The organism is Paraburkholderia sp. TE9906, from assembly GCF_056279605.1.
In genome coordinates this window covers 375347-393910 of the sequence record NZ_JBWCCT010000007.1, presented here as the reverse complement: position 1 = coordinate 393910, position 18564 = coordinate 375347, and the positions used below count along the sequence as shown (strand labels likewise).

Genomic DNA, 18564 nt, shown 5'->3' with positions numbered 1-18564 from the left:
GCAGCAATTTTCCGCATTATGAGAAGTGATCTCGTCATTTGAAAATTTTGTTGCGTGGACGTCGGGACCCTTATTACAATCGGCCGGAGCTGCCGCGGTCGTGCTTCGTCCGCGTCGTCTGTCCAAAGAGCGTTCCTCTATATCCAGGAGACGAGCATGTCCGCTGTACCCGACGAAGTCATGAAATATGTCGCCGCTGAAAAAGACGACGATCCCCAGGAAACCGGCGAATGGCTTGAAGCGCTGGATGGCGTGATTTCTGCTGTGGGCCCCGACCGTGCCCACTACCTGATCGAGAAACAGATCGAGTTCGCCCGCGTGCACGGCGAACATCTGCCGTTCTCGGCCAACACCCCCTACATCAACACGATTCCGGTCGCGCGCCAGGCGAAGATCCCCGGCGACCAGGACCTCGAACACCGTATCCGCTCGTACACGCGCTGGAACGCCATCGCGATGGTGCTGCGTGCGGGCAAGGAAACCAACGTCGGCGGCCACATCGCGTCGTTCGCTTCGGCGGCCACCCTGTATGACGTCGGCTATAACCACTTCTGGCACGCACCGTCCGCCGCGCATGGCGGCGATCTCGTGTTCGTGCAGGGCCACTCGTCGCCGGGCGTCTACTCGCGCGCGTTCCTGCTCGGCCGCCTGACCGAAAACCAGCTCGACAACTTCCGTCAGGAAGTGGGCGGCGAGGGCATCTCGTCGTATCCGCACCCGTGGCTGATGCCGGACTTCTGGCAGTTCCCGACCGTGTCGATGGGCCTCGGCCCGATCATGGCGATCTACCAGGCGCGCTTCATGAAGTACATGCAGGCGCGCGGCATCACGAAGACCGAAGGCCGCAAGGTCTGGGCCTTCCTCGGCGACGGCGAGACGGACGAGCCGGAATCGCTCGGCGCGATCGGCATGGCCGGCCGCGAACGCCTCGACAACCTGGTGTTCGTGATCAACTGCAACCTGCAGCGCCTCGATGGCCCGGTGCGCGGTAACGGCAAGATCATCCAGGAACTCGAAAGCGAATTCCGCGGCGCGGGCTGGAACGTCATCAAGGTGATCTGGGGCAGCCGCTGGGATGCGCTGTTCCAACGCGACAAGTCGGGCGCGCTGATGCGCCGGATGATGGACGTCGTCGACGGCGAATACCAGACGTACAAGTCGGAGTCGGGCGCGTATGTGCGCGAGCACTTCTTCAACACGCCGGAACTGAAGGCGCTGGTCGCCGAATGGTCCGACGAAGACATCTGGAATCTGAATCGCGGCGGCCACGATCCGCACAAGATCTACGCAGCGTTCCAGGAAGCATCGAATTCGAAGGGCCAGCCGACCGTCATCCTCGCGAAGACGATCAAGGGCTACGGCATGGGCGAAGCCGGCCAGGCGATGAACATCACCCACCAGCAGAAGAAGATGCAGGTGGAGCAGCTGAAGAAATTCCGCGATCAGTTCCGTCTGCCGATCGCCGACGAAGACCTCGTCAACGTGCCGTACCTCAAGTTCGAAGAAGGTTCGAAGGAACTCGAGTACATGCGTGCTCGCCGCCAGGACCTCGGCGGCTATCTGCCGGCGCGTCGTCAGAAGGCGGACTCGCTGCCGGTGCCGGAACTGTCGGCGTTCGAGCCGCTGTTGAAGGGCACGGGCGAAGGCCGCGAGATCTCCACGACGATGGCGTTCGTGCGGATCCTGAACATCCTCCTGAAGGACAAGGCACTCGGCAAGCGCATCGTGCCGATCGTGCCGGACGAGTCGCGTACTTTCGGTATGGAGGGCCTCTTCCGTCAGATCGGTATCTGGAATCAGGACGGCCAGAAGTACGTGCCGGAAGACTCCGACCAGCTGATGTTCTACCGCGAGTCGGAAAGCGGTCAGATTCTGCAGGAAGGCATCAACGAAGCCGGCGGCATGGCCGACTGGATCGCAGCCGCGACGTCGTACTCGACGCACGGCGAAATCATGATCCCGTTCTACATCTTCTACTCGATGTTCGGCTTCCAGCGTATCGGCGACCTCGCATGGGCGGCGGGCGACATGCGCTCGCGCGGCTTCCTGCTGGGCGGCACCGCGGGCCGCACGACGCTGAACGGCGAAGGTCTGCAACACGAAGACGGCCACTCGCTGCTGTGGGCCGCTTCGGTGCCGAACTGCATCAGCTACGACCCGACGTTCGGTTACGAACTCGCGGTCATCATGCAGGACGGTCTGCGCCGCATGGTGGCTGACCAGGAAGACGTGTATTACTACATCACGGTGATGAACGAAAACTACGAGCACCCGGCGATTCCGCAGGGCGACGCTGTAGCGGCCGACATCATCAAGGGCATGTACGCGTTCCGCAAGGCCGTAGCCGACAAGAAGGCGCCGCGCGTGCAGCTGATGGGCGCGGGCACGATCTTCAACGAAGTGATCGCCGCCGCCGACCTGCTGAAGAACGACTGGGGCGTCGCCGCCGACCTGTGGAGTGTGCCGAGCTTCACCGAACTGGCGCGCGAAGGCCACGAAGTCCAGCGCTGGAACCTGCTGCACCCGACCGAAGAGAAGAAGCTCTCGCACGTCGAGAAGCTGTTGAAGGACGCGCAAGGTCCGGTCATCGCATCGACCGACTACGTGCGTGCGCTGACCGAGCAGATCCGTGCGTTCGTGCCGCAGAAGTTCGTCGTGCTGGGCACGGATGGCTATGGCCGTTCGGACACCCGCGAAAAACTGCGCCACTTCTTCGAAGTCGACCGCTACTGGGTCACGGCTGCCGCGCTCAATGCGCTGGCAGACGAAGGCACGATCGAACGCAAGGTGGTCGCCGAGGCGCTCAAGAAGTACAACCTTGATCCCGCCAAACCCAACCCGATGACCGTCTAAGGCATCATTCCCCGTGTGCCACGGCGTGCGCGCCTGCTTCTGATCGACGGAGGCAGGCTGCGTGCGCGGCCCAGGAGACACTAACAATGAGTCAAGCGATCGAAGTCAAGGTGCCGGACATCGGCGATTACAAGGACATCCCTGTGATCGAGGTGCTGGTGAAGGCGGGTGACACCGTCGAGAAAGAGCAATCGCTCGTTACGCTGGAATCCGACAAGGCGACCATGGACGTGCCGAGTTCGGCGGCCGGCGTCGTCAAGGAAGTGAAGGTCAAGGTCGGCGACAACGTGTCGGAAGGTTCGCTGATCGTCGTGCTGGAAGCCGCTGAAGGCGGCGCGGCTGCTGCGGCTCCGGCCGCGGCGCCTGCTGCCGCGCCGGCGCCCGCGCCGGCTGCTGCGCCCGCACCCGCTTCGAGCGGCGGCGGCCTGCAGGAAGTCAAAGTGCCGGATATCGGCGACTACAAAGACATCCCCGTGATCGAAGTCGCGGTGAAGGTCGGCGACCGCGTCGAGAAAGAGCAGTCGCTGGTGACGCTCGAATCCGACAAGGCGACCATGGATGTGCCGAGCTCGGCCGCCGGTGTCGTCAAGGAAGTGAAGGTCAAGGTCGGCGATACGGTCTCGGAAGGCTCGGTGATCGTCGTGGTGGAAGCCGAAGGTGGCGCTGCCGCGCCGGCTGCCGCACCGGCTGCGAAACCGGCACCCGCCGAAAAGCCGTCCGATGCGCCGGCGACGCCGTCGCCCGCACCGGCTGCACCGTCAGCGCTTGCGCAAGCACCGTCGATTCCGGCAGGCGAGGGAGGCACGCGCCACGCGAGCCACGCGTCGCCGTCGGTGCGCAAGTTCGCACGCGAACTCGGTGTCGATGTGACGCAGGTGCAAGGCACGGGTCCGAAGGGCCGCATTACGCAGGCCGACGTGACCGCTTTCATCAAGGGCGTGATGACCGGTCAGCGTGCAGCGCCGGCAGGCGCGGCGCCGGCGGCGGCAGGTGGCGGCGAGTTGAATCTGCTGCCGTGGCCGAAGATCGACTTCACGAAGTTCGGTCCGATCGATCCGAAGCCGCTGTCGCGTATCAAGAAGATTTCGGGCGCGAATCTGCATCGCAACTGGGTCATGATTCCGCACGTCACAAACAACGACGAGGCGGACATCACCGAACTCGAAGCGCTGCGCGTGCAGTTGAACAAGGAAAACGAAAAGGCCGGCGTAAAGATCACGATGCTGGCGTTCGTGATCAAGGCCGTGGTGTCGGCCCTGAAGAAATTCCCGACGTTCAACGCGAGCCTCGATGGCGATAACCTCGTGTTCAAGCAGTACTACCACGTAGGTTTTGCCGCCGATACGCCGAATGGTCTGGTGGTGCCGGTGATTCGCGACGCGGACAAGAAGGGTCTCGTCGAGATCGCCAAGGAAATGACCGACCTGTCGAAGGCCGCGCGCGACGGCAAGCTCAAGCCGGATCAGATGCAAGGCGGCTGCTTCTCGATTTCATCGCTCGGCGGGATCGGCGGCACGCATTTCACGCCGATCATCAACGCGCCTGAAGTCGCCATTCTCGGTCTCTCGCGCGGTGCGATGAAGCCGGTGTGGGATGGCAAGCAGTTCGTGCCGAAGCTGATGTTGCCGCTGTCGCTGTCGTATGACCATCGGGTTATCGACGGGGCTGAAGCTGCGCGCTTCAATGCGTATCTTGGGGCGCTTCTTGCCGATTTCCGGCGTGTGATTCTTTGATGGTGATGTTGCGCGGGGCGCTGACTGTTTGTCTGTGATCCGCGCACTTTTGTAGAACCTGCATGCTTGTCGGTCTATTAGCGTCGCCCCTGTGCGGGGCGGCACTTACTTTTCTTTATACCCCAAGGGCACTTCCTTCGGGGTGTCTTCCAAAGAAAAGTAAGCAAAAGAAAGGCGCGTCCTTCGGCGGACAGCAAAGGATGATTCTGTCCGTCGCGCTGCCAGCTTTTGGGCCATAGCGGTAGGTTCTTCGCTCATCACGATCAATAAGAGAAGGGGACAACATGAGTCTCGTCGAAGTAAAAGTACCGGATATCGGTGACTTCAAGGACGTCGATGTCATCGAAGTCAATATCAAAGCGGGCGACGTCATCGAGAACGAACAGGCGCTGATGACGCTCGAGTCCGATAAGGCCTCCATCGAAGTGCCGAGCGATACCGCAGGCACCGTCAAGGAAGTCCGCGTCAAAGCCGGCGACAAGGTCTCGCAAGGCACGGTGATTGCGCTCGTCGAAACGTCCGCGGACGCGGCGCCTGCTAAAGATGCACCGAAGGCTGCGGCCAGGGAGCCTGAAAAGGCCCCGGCGCAAGCTGCGGCTGTGCCCACGCCCGCTCCGCAAGCCGGCAGTTTCTCGGGCAGCGCGGATATCGAGTGCGACATGCTCGTGCTCGGTTCGGGCCCTGGCGGCTATTCGGCCGCGTTCCGCTCGGCCGACCTCGGTATGAAGACGGTGCTGGTCGAGCGTTATTCGACGCTCGGCGGCGTGTGTCTGAACGTCGGCTGCATTCCGTCGAAAGCGCTGCTGCATACCGCGCTCGTGATCGACGAAGCCGAAGCGCTCGGCTCGCACGGCATCACGTTCGGCAAGCCGCAGATCGATCTCGACAAGCTGCGCGACTTCAAGTCGGGCGTCGTCAAGAAGCTGACCGGCGGCCTCGCCGGCATGGCCAAGGCGCGCAAGGTCGAAGTGGTGACGGGCACCGGCGCGTTCGTCGACCCGAATCACATGGAAGTGCAGACCGAAGGCGGCAAGAAGGTCGTCAAGTTCAAGCAGGCGATCATTGCCGCCGGCTCGGAAGCGGTGAAGCTGCCGTTCATTCCGGAAGACCCGCGCGTGGTCGATTCGACCGGCGCGCTTGAATTGCGGCAGATTCCGCAGCGCATGCTGGTGATCGGCGGCGGCATCATCGGCCTGGAAATGGCGACGGTGTATGCAACGCTCGGCGCGCAGATCGATGTGGTCGAAATGCTCGACGGCCTGATGGCCGGCGCGGACCGCGACCTGGTCAAGGTGTGGGAGAAGTACAACAGCAAGCGTTTCGCGAACGTCATGCTGAAGACCAAGACCACCGGGGCCGAAGCGAAGGACGACGGCATCTACGTGTCGTTCGAAGGCGAGAAGGCGCCGGCTGAAGCGCAGCGCTACGACCTCGTGCTGGTGGCCGTCGGGCGTACGCCGAACGGTAAGCGGATCGGTGCGGACAAGGCTGGTGTCGCGGTCACCGATCGCGGCTTCATCGACGTCGACAAGCAGATGCGTACCAATGTGGCCCACATCTTCGCGATCGGCGATATCGTCGGTCAGCCGATGCTCGCGCACAAGGCAGTGCACGAAGGCCACGTCGCCGCCGAAGCCGCGCATGGCGAGAAGGCCTACTTCGACGCGCTGCAGATTCCGTCGGTGGCCTACACCGATCCGGAAGTGGCGTGGGCCGGCAAGACCGAAGACCAGTTGAAGGCCGCGGGCATCAAGTACGGCAAGGCGGTGTTCCCATGGGCCGCTTCGGGCCGCGCGATCGCCAACGGCCGCGACGAAGGCTTCACGAAGCTGCTGTTCGACGAGGAAACGCATCGCGTGATCGGCGGCGGGATCGTCGGTCTGAATGCGGGCGACCTGATCAGCGAAGTCTGTCTCGCCGTCGAAATGGGCGCGGATGCGACCGACATCGGCAAGACGATTCACCCGCATCCGACGCTGGGCGAATCGATCGGGATGGCCGCCGAGCTGTATGAAGGTGTCTGCACTGATTTGCCGCCGCAGAAAAAGAAGTAAAGCCGTTGGGCCCGTCCGCTTGCGGGCGGGGTCGAAGGAGCAAAAAGAAACGGCGCGTCCCGTCAGGAACGCGCCGTTTCTTTTTCGTTGGGCAACAGGGCAGGGCGCTTGTGGCGCCGCAACGACACACCCGGCGGCGGCTTACGCGTGCTTGCCGCTTCTGTCGGGCAGCCGGCAAAAAAATCCCGGCCTTTGGCCGGGCAAACGATACGTTGTTCAACGTATCGGAGCGTTCGGCCAATCAAACCGTGTGAGCGGCAACGGCACGACGCTGTTGCTTACGATAACGCCGACACTGCTTGCGCGGTGCCGGCGTGAGGTACTGCCCGAAAGCGATGCCTGAAGCTTAGACTGCCTTCTTGGCCGAGCGCGATGCTTGCGCAGCGGCTTGCGAAGCTGCCTTCGACGCGGCCGTAGCGGCTGCGTTGAAGTTGCTTTCGGCGATTTCGACAGCTTGCTTGGTCGCCTTGTGAACCGTTTCGTACGTGGTGTTGGCGGCGGTGATAGCCGACTTCATCACGGCGACGGCGGTTTCCGAACCGGCCGGTGCGTTCTTCGCGACGTTTTCGACGAGCGATTGCACCTTGCGGTTTTGCTCTTCGAACTGGGCTTCCGCGACGCGGGTGAATTCACCTTGCGTTGCCGAAACGATTTCATACACGTGGCGACCATACGACAGCGCCTTTTCAGCCACCGGCTGTGCGAGGCTAGCCTGAAGCGCCAGCAATTCCTGCGCGTCCTTCACCGACAGCGCGCGTTGGGCATTTTCCTGGCTTTCCGCGAGCGTCGACTTGACGACTTGCAGGTTCAGCTCAACCAGCTTTTCGACGCCTTCGAATGCTTTGGTCGTCAGGCCGAACAGCGTTTCGAAGTTGGCTTTCTGGGCTGCGGCGAATTGCTCAGGGGTCAGCAGAGTCATGGTTTACGCTCCTGGATTGCGGTCTGTCTGTGCGGACCGCATTGGGTGGGTGGCGAGACGGAAGATCGTCTCCCCGGACCGCGATGTATTGTGCATCGCAGCAATGGTTCCCATTTTAGGATGACCACAATGAATGTCAAGCGCTTTTTGTGCGTTGCACAATTTTAATAAAATGCTGATAAAACAAGAGGTTATGCAGTAAGCATGTCATACGTGTGACACTGGTCGATTTGACTTTGGCACCGTGCTGGTGCGGCATAAATGGGTATTGGGAACCAGTTTGGTGAGTTTTTTCTGCTGCTGAAGCAGGATCGCGCGGGGAACGGTAACATCCGCATCTCACGAAAAATCGTGAGATGGACAATTCGATGTAAACCGCAAACTGTCATGGAACGTTAATGCTTCATGCCGGTCGAATGCGCGTTGGCGGTCTCCAGCAGGCATTTACAAGATGAACGCGAGGCCCCAGCGACGTCTTGCCATATCGGCGGCGCTGCATCTGCCGATGCTCCAACCGTATTTCCCCTCATCAAGGTTGTCTCGAAATTGCCGTTAAGCTGCAGGAATCCTCGATTTCGGGCGGATGGCGACAAGGGCGAGACGTAGCACGTTGGCGATCGTTTTTTTCGATCGACGTGCGGCACTTATTTGTGTTTTTGCGATCGGAGCTTACAAGCCGGTTTAAGGAGCGCCTATAAGTGCTTCAAATTGCTAATTTTTCGTTGTTTTACTACACTTGCGGAAACCTCTCGCCGCTCCCTACCGAACACCCATGAAAACCGACATGTTTTCGTCGCTGAAAGTGATCCACGGCGCGGCCCGCAGCACCGCTCTGTCGGTGGCCGTCTCCCTGGTCGTCGCAGCGGCGTTTGCCACGCCCGTCAGCAGCCTTGCCGCCACGGCTGCTGCAACCGCAAAAACCTCCAAACACGCTAAAGCCGCGAAGAAGCCGGCCGCCGCCGACGCCAAGGTGTCGAGCAAGTCGGCGAAGGCCAGTAAAGGCGCGGCGGTGAAAGCCGCGGCCGCCGCGGACGACGATGCGCCGCGCGCCAGCGCCAAGCGCAAGCGCGTGAGCTTCACGTCGAACGGCCGTCACCACTCGGTGGTGCGCCGCGTCGCGTACGAGCCGCGCCAGCCGACCGTCGGCCAGGCTTTCGGCCTGCACGAAACGCCGGACGCGCTGATGTTGCGCTCGAGCGTCGCCTACGTGATCGACCAGAACTCCGGCGAGCCGCTGTTCGACAAGAACTCGCGCGCGGTGGTGCCGATCGCGTCGATCACCAAGCTCATGACGTCGATGGTGGTGCTCGATTCGAAAGAGTCGATGACTGACCAGATCGAAGTCACCGACGAAGACCGCGACTATGAGAAGAACACCGGCTCGCGTCTGTCGGTGGGCTCCGTACTGTCGCGTGAAGACATGCTGCACATCGCGCTGATGGCCTCGGAAAACCGGGCCGCCGCTGCGCTGTCGCGGTATTTCCCGGGCGGCCGTCCGGCGTTCCTCGCCGCGATGAACGCGAAGGCCAAACAACTCGGCATGACCGATACGCACTTCGAAAACCCTACGGGATTGACGAGCCAGAACGTGTCGAGCGCGCGCGACCTCGTGAAGATGGTCAACGCGGCGTATCAGTATCCGCTGATCCGCAAGTTCTCGACCGATCACAGCTACGAGGTGTACACCGGCAAGCGCTCGCTGGCGTACAACAGCACCAATGCGCTGGTGCGTAATCCGACGTGGGACATTGGTCTGCAAAAGACCGGTTTCATTAACGAAGCGGGCGAGTGCCTCGTGATGCAGGCGACCATTCATGGCCGTCCGATGATCATGGTGCTGCTCGATTCGTCGGGTAAGTACTCGCGTTTCGCGGACGCCACGCGTCTGCGCACGTGGCTGGATAACGGCGGCGACCAGCCGCGTATCACCAGCGCGGATGCCGGCGGTCCTGGCACCTGAAGCGCCGTGGTATGGCGGCGGGTTTCTCGACCTTCCGTCCATGAATAAAAAAAGCCTCGCATTTTCGCGAGGCTTTTTTTATTGCAACGGCGCGGAAGTGACTGCCGTTTCAGGCGTGATGACTGCGCGAATGATCGTGCGGCGCTTGCGGCCGATAGCCGAGCGCTTCGGAAATCATCAGCGCGGTCTGGCTGAGCTGCCCGAGCCACGAGTCCTGCAGGCGGTCTGCCGGGGCCGATAGCGACAGGCCGGCGACCAGCTTGCCGGTGTCGTCGTAGATGCCGGCCGCGATGCAACGCACGCCCAGTTCCAGCTCCTCGTTGTCGCGCGCGCAGGCCTGCTGGCGCACGTGCGACAGCTCGCGCTCCAGCTTGCTCAGATCGGTGATGCTGTTCTGCGTGTGGCCCGACAGACCGGTGCGCGTGGCATAGGCTCGCACGCGGGTGGATTCGTCGGCAGCGAGGAACAGCTTGCCCACCGAAGTCAGATGCAGTGGCGCCCGCCCGCCGATGGCCCGCACCACCTGCATGCCGGAACGTTCGGAATAAGCGCGCTCGATATAGACGATTTCGTCGCCCTGGCGTACTGACAGGTTTACCGTTTGGCCGGTCTGCCGGTGCAGTTCGCGCATCGGCGTCAGCGCCGCGTCGCGCACCGACAGACGCGCCTTCACCAGATTGCCCAGTTCGAGCAGGCGCATGCCGAGACGGTAAGTGCCGGGATCCGAGCGGTCGACCAGCCGGCACATCACCATGTCGTTCAGGATGCGGTGCGCGGTGGACGGATGCAACTCCGTGCGGATAGCGAGTTCTTTCAGGCTGACCGGGTCGCTATGCGCCGCGAGTGCATCGAGCAGGCGCATCATGCGTTCGATCACCTGGATCGAAGTTTTGGGATCCGGGTTCGTATCGCTCATGGGAGGAGTCGGTTGACGCGTCAAACAGCGGAAATTGATTGTATCTCGTATAGTGAAAAAAGCGAACGCGGTTCGAATGCCTGCTCCAATTTGCGAGGCGTTCGTCCTATGCCTTCCGGCCGTTGGTATTGTGCGCCAAACAGCGGATAATCAGGGACGTTTTCCCGAAGGAGGGCTCATGCGAGTCGGATTGTTCGTCACCTGCCTGATCGACCTGATGCGTCCCGAGATTGGCTTTTCGGTCATCAAACTGATCGAAGGCGCCGGTTTCGAGGTGGTGGTGCCACCGGCGCAGACCTGTTGCGGGCAGCCCGCGTACAACTCGGGAGAGCGGCGCATTGCGCGCGATCTGGCCGAGAAAACCCTGCGCGAGTTCGAACAGTTCGACTACGTGGTGGTGCCGTCGGGGTCGTGCGGCGGCATGATCCGCGTGCACTACGGCGACCTGTTCGCCGACGACCCCGAACTGATGAACCGCTACGGCCGGGTGCGCGCGAGGGTGTTCGAACTGACCGATTTCCTCGTCAACGTGGCTAAAGTGCAATTACAGCCCGGCGAGTTCACGGGCCAGGTGACGTACCACGACTCCTGTTCGGGGTTGCGCGAACTCGGCGTGAAGAGCCAGCCGCGCGCGTTGCTCGCGCAAGTGGGCGTCGCAGTGACGGAGATGAAGGACTGCGAGCATTGCTGCGGTTTCGGCGGCACCTTCGCGGTCAAGTACGGCGATATCTCGACGGCGATCGTCGACGAGAAGTGCGCGAACATCAGTGCCAGCGGCGCCGGTACGGTGGTGCTCGGCGATCTTGGCTGCATGCTCAACATCGAAGGCCGTCTGCGGCGAACCGGAAACTCGACGACGCGGGTGCTGCACATCGCTCAGGTGCTGGCGGGAGACGTATAAGGCACGGGGGCCGTCGGTCGCCGCTTGCTGCTTGTCGCTCCACTCGCGCCGTTCATTCACGCATACCGACTCGCGCGTTCCGTGCCGCGCGTCGCGTTTTCGATTCCGCACAAGGCCGCCATGCAAATCCAATCGATGCAGTTCAAGGCTCGCGCCGGTCAGAAACTCGCCGACCAGCGTTTGCAGCAGAACCTGACCAAGCTGTCCACCAAGTTCGTGTCGGCCCGCGCCACGGCAATGAGCGCGATCGACTTTCCCGCCACTCGCGCCGCGCTCAAGGAGCGCCGCAATCGCGCGCTGGACAACCTCGACGTGTGGCTGGAAACCTTCGAACGCGAGGCGAGCCGGCGCGGCGTGACGGTACTGTTCGCCGAAACGACCCAGGAGGCGGCGCGGCTCGTCTGCGACATCGCGCGGCGCCACGATGTGAAGAAGGTAATCAAGACCAAATCGATGGTCACCGAGGAAATGCGCCTGAACGAGGTGCTCGGGCAAATGGGCGTGCAGTCGATCGAAACCGATCTCGGCGAATACATCCTGCAGATCAACGACAACGAGCCGCCGAGTCACATCATCGCGCCGGTCGTCCATAAGGATAAGGACGAGATCGCCGACCTGTTCGCGAGGACGCATGGCCGGCCGCGTCTGACCGAGATTCCCGAGATGACCCGCGAAGCGCGCGAGATGCTGCGGCCGCATTTCATGAGCGCGGACATGGGCGTGACGGGCGGTAATTTCGTGGTTGCGGAAACGGGCTCGGTCGTCCTCGTCACGAACGAGGGCAACGAAGGCATGTGCACGGTGATGCCGCGCGTGCATGTCGCGGTCACTGGCATCGAGAAAGTGCTGCCGACGCTCGAAGACCTCTCGACGGCGATGCGCCTGCTGCCGCGCTCGGCGACCGGGCAGAGCACGTCGAACTACTTTTCCGTGCTGACGGGGCCGCGCGGCGAGCGTGACCAGGACGGTCCCGAGCATATGTACGTGGTGCTGGTCGATGGCGGGCGCACGGGGCTGATCGGCGGCGATTTTCAGGAGATGCTCAGGTGCATCCGCTGCGGCGCGTGCATGAATCATTGCCCGGTCTATCAGAAGGTCGGTGGCCACGCGTATGGATGGGTTTATCCTGGGCCGATGGGTTCGGTATTGACGCCCAGCTATGTCGGACTCGACAAGGCGCTGGACTTGCCGCAGGCCGCGACCTTGTGTGGCGAGTGCAATAGCGTGTGCCCAGTCGGGATTCCGCTATCCGATTTGCTGCGCAAGTTGCGGGAGAAGCAGGTGGAGCGGCGTCTGCGTCCGTGGAAGGAGCGCGCCGGGCTGGCCGTGTGGGGTTTTCTGGCGCTGCATCCCGACGCTTATGCGCTCTTCACCAAGCTGGCCGTGCGCGTGCTGGAGCGGATGGGCGGACGCAATCGTTCGATTGCCAAATTGCCGTTGGGCGGCGCGGGCTGGACCAACACGCGGGAAATGCCGGCGCCGGTCGGCCGTACGTTCAGGGAGTTGTATGCGGCGCAGCGTAGCCATATTGGCTGAGCTGAGCTGAGCGGGCGGCATTGCGCGCGGCTGTGCGAAACCGTCGGCGGCTCGGTGAAGCGCGCTGGTAACCCGGTATCGGGGAGTGAGCAGAACAATTGGGATTGACGAGCCGCCGCGGTGTGCGGCAACTCAAAGGCCTTTATCGGACGGGGTGATTCGCCGCTCTGGCGTGAAGCGGGCGAAACCGATGCCCGCATCGCCTCGCTTTGCACGCGGCTCTTAATGCGGCGTTATCGTTCCACCGGATTGGCGACCGGAACTGTCTCTTGCCGGTCTTGCATGGTCACCGCTGATGCGGCCGCCGCCATTGCCCACCTGCTGCTGCGGCGGTGACTGCGGCATTGACTGCTGCGGCGGCCCCCCCGCTCCGGGCCGTGGCGCATTCGATCCGCCAGGTCCACGCGGCCCGCCAACCGCGCCCTGCGGAGGCGGGCCGCCGTTCGGCTGCCCATGCCGGCCGCCGTTGTCGCCGCGGTTGTCGTGGTTCCCGTGGTTGTCGTTATTCGGCCGGCCCCGTTCTGGGTAGCCCCGATAGCCGGGCCCCGGTCCGTAATAGCGCGCCGGTCCGCCGTAGTAGCCGGGGCCCGAGTAGTTGCTATATCCCATATAGACATTGGTTTGCGGCACGGCCGGCCCGCCGGCGGCGTAGCCGTCATAACCGTCATAGGCGCCGTAGCCGCCGCCATAACCATTGCTATACATCGGCGTGCCGTCTGGATAGACCGCGCAGCCGCCAAGCAGGGCGGCGACCACGAGGCCGGCGAGTGGTGCAAGACGTTTCATTTGGTGAGCCAGTGCGAGAGGATTACTTTTGTAAGACCGCCATTATCCCTGTCTGTCCTACGCAGTTTGTATATGTTTGTAAGGATGTCTTTTTCGTGCCAACGCATACTCTCCCACGCGACGTAATCGACAATTGACTGTTCCATTTGGAGCAACGCTGTATCTCGTGACGGTGGGTTTTTCCTGATTGCGAATTCCTATAGCATTTGCACCGGGCATAGTGCGCCACAAGCTCATGCGCCCCTAATTGGAAAAACGACATCATGAAAAAGACAATATCGGTGTACTGGCCCCTTGCCATTGTTGTGCCGCTCGCCGCGGCTGCTTATTTGCATATTTGCGGCAGTGCTGCTTCGCGCGCTCCTCAGGCCATGCTGGATGCTGATCAACTGACTGCGGAACTCGCGCGCGCCGTCTCGTACGGCATGATCGACGCGGCTTCGGCCCTGCCTGCCAAGCCGATGCGCGCCGCGACCGCGATGCCGCTTGCCGAGGCATCCTGAGTTCGGGGCCAGATAGGCCTCGCTGGGCGTGCGGCTTGACAGGCTGGCGTCACGTCTAAGCCTCTGCAACGACCTTCGGCGAGAATTTGCCCGGCTTTGTATAATCGCGGCACTGTTTATTCGCCATCAGACTCGCCTGAAAAAGCGCCTGAAACTTCAGATGAAAACCGTGTCCGTCTGCTTCGTGTGTCTGGGGAACATCTGCCGTTCGCCGACGGCGGAAGGCGTGATGCGCCATCTCGTCGATGAGGCGAAGCTCGCGGAACGCATTCTGATCGATTCCGCCGGTACGGGTGACTGGCACATCGGCGCGCCGCCCGACGAGCGTGCGCGGCATGCGGCTGGGCAGCGGGGTTATGAACTGGCCGCATTGCGCGGTCGCCAGATTGCCGCGATGGACTTCGAACGCTTCGATCTGCTGATCGCGATGGACGACAAAAACGTCGCCGCGCTGAGCCAGATCTGCCCGCCGGGGCAGCGCGACAAGATCCGGCTGTTGATGGAGTTCGTCCCGGAAGCGGACGGCCGTTGGGGCGGCACTCGCGAAGTCGTCGATCCATATTTCGGCGGCGCGGAAGGCTTCGAGCAGGTGCTGGATCAATGCGAAGTTGCCTGCCGCGGGTTGATCGCCGCGTTGCGTCCCCAGTTGCTCGCGTAATTCCCGCAGCGGTGCATTCAGGTGCGCCGGTTATTAAGTAAATGACCCAAATCGCAATAGGGATACTTGACTAAATCGCTCATGTATTTATACTTGACCAAACTTGTCGAGAATTGCGGTTCCCACACCATATGAGACTCACCACGAAAGGCCGTTTCGCCGTCACGGCGATGATTGACCTGGCGCTGCGCCAGGAGCAGGGCCCGGTGACGCTTGCGGGTATCAGCCAGCGCCAGCATATCTCCCTGTCGTACCTCGAGCAGCTGTTTGGCAAGCTGCGTCGTCACGAAATCGTCGAGTCCGTGCGCGGACCAGGCGGCGGCTACAATCTGGCCCGCCGCGCCGAAGACGTGACGGTGGCCGACATCATCATCGCGGTCGACGAGCCGCTCGATGCCACCCAGTGCGGCGGCAAAGGCTCATGCGAGGGCACCAAACAGCACGACGGCCACTGCATGACGCATGAACTGTGGTCGACGCTGAACCAGAAAATGGTCGAATACCTCGATTCGGTCTCCCTCAAGGATCTCGTCGATCAGCAGCGTTCGCGCGAAGGCGCGCCGGCGGTGCTGCGCGACAGGCGCAACGAAGCGCCGGCGGTCGAGCCTGTTCGCACCGTGCCGAAAGGGCCCAATTCCGTTTTCAACATGGCCGGGTCGTGAGGCGCGGTATCTAGCATTCGCCGCAGCCTGATCAAGAACCCAGAAGCCAGAGCACATGACGTCCCCGGAGCAATTGATGAACAACGACTCTCTCCATCTGCCCATCTACATGGACTACAGCGCTACGACGCCGATCGATCCGCGCGTGGTGGACAAGATGATTCCGTATCTGCGCGAGCAGTTCGGCAACCCCGCATCGCGCAGCCACTCGTATGGCTGGGACGCGGAGCGTGCAGTTGAAGAAGCGCGTGAGAACGTCGCCGCGCTGGTCAACGCCGACCCGCGCGAAATCATCTGGACCTCGGGTGCAACGGAGTCGGACAACCTCGCGATCAAAGGCGCGGCGCACTTCTACAAGAGCAAGGGCAAGCACATCATCACGGTGAAGACCGAGCACAAGGCCGTGCTCGACACCTGCCGCGAACTCGAGCGCGAAGGCTTCGAAGTCACGTATCTGGACGTCAAGGACGACGGTCTGATCGACCTGGAAAAATTCAAGGCCGCGCTGCGCCCGGACACGATTCTGGTGTCGGTAATGTCGGTGAACAACGAGATCGGCGTGATCCAGGACATCGAGGCAATCGGCGAGATCACGCGCGAGAAGGGCATCATTTTCCACGTCGATGCGGCCCAGGCTACCGGCAAGATCGCCATCGACCTGCAAAAGCTGAAGGTCGATCTGATGTCGTTCTCGGCACACAAGACCTACGGCCCGAAGGGCATCGGCGCGCTCTACGTGCGTCGCAAACCGCGTATCCGCATCGAAGCGCAGATGCACGGCGGCGGTCACGAGCGCGGCATGCGTTCGGGCACGCTGGCCACGCACCAGATCGTCGGTATGGGCGAAGCGTTCCGTATCGCACGCGAAGAAATGGCGACGGAAAACGAACGCATCCGCATGCTGCGCGACCGTCTGCTCGCCGGCCTGTCGGAAATGGAAGAAACGTATGTGAACGGCGACATGGAAAAGCGTGTGCCGCACAACCTGAACATCAGCTTCAATTTCGTCGAAGGCGAATCGCTGATCATGGCGGTGAAGGACGTGGCGGTGTCGTCGGGCTCGGCTTGCACGTCGGCTTCGCTGGAGCCGTCGTATGTGTTGCGTGCTCTCGGCCGTAACGACGAGCTCGCGCACAGCTCGATCCGCTTCACGGTGGGCCGCTTCACGACCGAGCAGGACGTCGACTACGTGATCAACCTGCTGAAGAGCAAGATTTCGAAGCTGCGCGACTTGTCGCCGCTGTGGGAAATGCACAAGGACGGGATCGATATTTCGACCATCCAGTGGGCAGCGCACTGACGCGCCGTTGGACGATGTCGAATTCATCGAATTGCAAATTGCAGGTTGAAACGGATCAAGGAGTGTAATCATGGCTTATAGCGACAAGGTTCTGGACCACTACGAAAACCCGCGCAACGTCGGTTCCTTCGCAAAGGACGACGATGCGGTCGGCACCGGCATGGTCGGTGCGCCGGCCTGCGGCGACGTGATGAAGCTGCAGATTCGCGTGGGCGCGGACGGCGTCATCGAAGACGCGAAGTTCAAGACGTATGGCTGCGGTTCGGCCATCGCGTCGAGCTCGCTCGTCACCGAATGGGTGAAGGGCAAGACGCTCGATCAGGCGATGTCGATCAAGAACACGCAGATCGCTGAAGAACTGGCGCTGCCGCCGGTGAAGATCCACTGCTCGATCCTCGCGGAAGACGCGATCAAGGCAGCGGTCGCCGACTACAAGCAACGTCACGGTGAAGCGGTCGTCGAAGGCGACAAGCAGCACGCTTGAGCGGTCGTTGCGGCGCGGGGTTGAGCGCGGTTGGGTGACAGGAAGCGGACGGAGCCGATTCAAGGCGCCGTCCAGCATGAGCGATATTTGATGCACAGAGGGCAGCAGGGCGTAACGCGCCGCACGGGGATCGACACCCGCGCGACGCGCGCACTGCGCAATGAGAAACGCTATGGCAATTACGTTGACCGAAAAGGCAGCACAGCACGTCCAGAAGTATCTGACCCGTCGCGGTAAAGGCGTCGGGCTGCGCGTGGGCGTGCGTACGACCGGTTGCTCCGGCCTGGCCTACAAGCTCGAGTACGTGGACGAACTCGCGGCTGAAGATCAGGTGTTCGATTGCAACGGCGTGAAGATCATTGTGGACCCGAAGAGCCTCGCCTATATCGACGGCACGGAACTCGACTTCGCACGCGAAGGGTTGAACGAAGGCTTCAAGTTCAACAACCCGAACGTGAAGGACGAATGCGGTTGCGGCGAGTCGTTCCGCGTGTAAATCCGAAGACTTCCGCGTGCAGCGGACCAAAGGCGGCGCGGGCCGCCTTTTTAATTTGATCCGCGCATCCGCCGCCGCGCCTGGCCGGTTGGCCTTTCACGCTTCGCCGCGTTTGCGCTTTCGAGCCACATTTTTAGACTGCACTCCGGTGCGCTTTCATCAACGGACTTTTAATCCGATGGCCTCGCTGAACGATAGCCACTTCGACCTGTTCGATCTGCCGGCGCAATTCGCGCTCGATGCGGCGACGCTCGATCACGCGTACCGCACGGTGCAGGCGCAAGTGCATCCGGACCGCTTCGCGGCAGCCGGCGACGCGCAAAAGCGTATCGCGATGCAATGGGCAACGCGCGCGAACGAGGCGTATCAGACGCTGCGCGATCCGCTGAAGCGTGCCACGTATCTGCTGTCGCTGCGCGGCATCGATGTCGGCGCGGAGAACAACACGGCGATGGAGCCGGCGTTCCTGATGCAGCAGATGGAGTGGCGCGAAAGCATCGAAGACGCGGCCGCGGCGAAGAACGTCGACGCGCTCGACGCCTTGCTCACCGAGCTGCGCGACGAAGAGCGCATGCGGTTCGGCAAGCTCGGCGCATCGCTCGACAGCGGCGCGAACCAGGCAGCCGGCGAAGCGGTGCGGCAATTGATGTTCATCGAGCGGGTGGCGTCGGAAATCGGCGTGCAGATCGAGCGGCTCGAGTCCTAGCGTGCGGCGGTGCCGTGGGTGGGTTTCCCCAGACACGGATGCAGACGCAACTTGACACGGAGCACGAAGCACGAAGCAAAGCACCGGCCAGCAGCCG

The 18564-nt window shown here is 62.1% G+C and carries 16 protein-coding genes; 13 read left to right on the top strand and 3 right to left on the bottom strand.

From position 1 onward, the window contains the following. Positions 1–156: 156 nt before the first annotated feature. The 3 genes from aceE to lpdA all read left to right on the top strand — a co-directional run bounded on the left by aceE (position 157) and on the right by lpdA (position 6640). Positions 157–2853 (top strand): pyruvate dehydrogenase (acetyl-transferring), homodimeric type, encoded by a 2697-nt coding sequence (gene aceE / locus ACZ9H4_RS21370; protein WP_476120704.1) that lies wholly within the window; start codon positions 157–159, stop codon positions 2851–2853. An 86-nt stretch (positions 2854–2939) separates the two neighbouring features. Next, positions 2940–4586 (top strand): dihydrolipoyllysine-residue acetyltransferase, encoded by a 1647-nt coding sequence (aceF, locus tag ACZ9H4_RS21365; RefSeq protein ID WP_476120702.1) that lies wholly within the window; start codon positions 2940–2942, stop codon positions 4584–4586. 284 nt (positions 4587–4870) lie between these two features. Continuing rightward, entirely contained in the window at positions 4871–6640 is a 1770-nt protein-coding gene (lpdA, locus tag ACZ9H4_RS21360) for a dihydrolipoyl dehydrogenase (RefSeq protein ID WP_408143994.1), read from the top strand. Positions 6641–6986: 346 nt separating this feature from the next. On the opposite strand, the gene ACZ9H4_RS21355 is transcribed toward lpdA, so the two are convergent. Beyond that, a complete protein-coding gene (locus ACZ9H4_RS21355) occupies positions 6987–7559 on the bottom strand; it encodes a phasin family protein (RefSeq protein ID WP_095418901.1) in 573 nt (190 codons plus the stop codon). Between the two features lie 772 nt (positions 7560–8331). On the opposite strand from ACZ9H4_RS21355, the gene pbpG reads away from it, so the two are divergent. Beyond that, the gene (gene pbpG, locus ACZ9H4_RS21350; RefSeq protein ID WP_408143996.1) at positions 8332–9519 is read left to right on the top strand and encodes a D-alanyl-D-alanine endopeptidase; all 1188 of its coding nucleotides are present in this window, start codon (positions 8332–8334) and stop codon (positions 9517–9519) included. 109 nt (positions 9520–9628) lie between these two features. On the opposite strand, the gene ACZ9H4_RS21345 is transcribed toward pbpG, so the two are convergent. Next, positions 9629–10435 (bottom strand): IclR family transcriptional regulator, encoded by an 807-nt coding sequence (locus ACZ9H4_RS21345; protein ID WP_408143998.1) that lies wholly within the window; start codon positions 10433–10435, stop codon positions 9629–9631. Positions 10436–10613: 178 nt separating this feature from the next. Between ACZ9H4_RS21345 and ACZ9H4_RS21340 the strand changes: the two genes are divergently transcribed. Next, on the top strand, positions 10614–11336 hold the full coding sequence (locus tag ACZ9H4_RS21340) for a (Fe-S)-binding protein (protein ID WP_408156313.1): 723 nt from the start codon (positions 10614–10616) through the stop codon (positions 11334–11336). A gap of 120 nt (positions 11337–11456) precedes the next feature. After that, positions 11457–12872, top strand: coding sequence for a lactate utilization protein B (locus tag ACZ9H4_RS21335; RefSeq protein ID WP_476120699.1), 1416 nt, complete (start codon positions 11457–11459; stop codon positions 12870–12872). A 222-nt stretch (positions 12873–13094) separates the two neighbouring features. Here ACZ9H4_RS21335 and ACZ9H4_RS21330 read toward each other — a convergent pair whose 3' ends face one another. Then, positions 13095–13658, bottom strand: coding sequence for a hypothetical protein (locus tag ACZ9H4_RS21330; protein WP_476120697.1), 564 nt, complete (start codon positions 13656–13658; stop codon positions 13095–13097). 263 nt (positions 13659–13921) lie between these two features. Between ACZ9H4_RS21330 and ACZ9H4_RS21325 the strand changes: the two genes are divergently transcribed. The 7 genes from ACZ9H4_RS21325 (at position 13922) to hscB (ending at position 18467) form a co-directional block, all read left to right on the top strand. Continuing rightward, a complete protein-coding gene (locus ACZ9H4_RS21325; RefSeq protein WP_408156307.1) occupies positions 13922–14161 on the top strand; it encodes a hypothetical protein in 240 nt (79 codons plus the stop codon). A 160-nt stretch (positions 14162–14321) separates the two neighbouring features. Continuing rightward, a complete protein-coding gene (locus ACZ9H4_RS21320) occupies positions 14322–14819 on the top strand; it encodes a low molecular weight protein-tyrosine-phosphatase (RefSeq protein WP_408144008.1) in 498 nt (165 codons plus the stop codon). 131 nt (positions 14820–14950) lie between these two features. Beyond that, positions 14951–15481, top strand: a complete 531-nt coding sequence (gene iscR / locus ACZ9H4_RS21315; protein ID WP_042322770.1) for a Fe-S cluster assembly transcriptional regulator IscR — start codon at positions 14951–14953, stop codon at positions 15479–15481. A gap of 76 nt (positions 15482–15557) precedes the next feature. Beyond that, entirely contained in the window at positions 15558–16781 is a 1224-nt protein-coding gene (locus ACZ9H4_RS21310; RefSeq protein ID WP_408144011.1) for an IscS subfamily cysteine desulfurase, read from the top strand. 70 nt (positions 16782–16851) lie between these two features. Then, positions 16852–17265 (top strand): Fe-S cluster assembly scaffold IscU, encoded by a 414-nt coding sequence (gene iscU / locus ACZ9H4_RS21305; RefSeq protein WP_327628466.1) that lies wholly within the window; start codon positions 16852–16854, stop codon positions 17263–17265. A gap of 172 nt (positions 17266–17437) precedes the next feature. After that, positions 17438–17761: an iron-sulfur cluster assembly protein IscA gene (iscA, locus tag ACZ9H4_RS21300; protein WP_408144014.1), complete on the top strand. Its 324-nt coding sequence runs from the start codon at positions 17438–17440 to the stop codon at positions 17759–17761. Positions 17762–17939: 178 nt separating this feature from the next. Further along, a complete protein-coding gene (gene hscB / locus ACZ9H4_RS21295; protein WP_408144016.1) occupies positions 17940–18467 on the top strand; it encodes a Fe-S protein assembly co-chaperone HscB in 528 nt (175 codons plus the stop codon). Positions 18468–18564 lie beyond the last annotated feature (97 nt).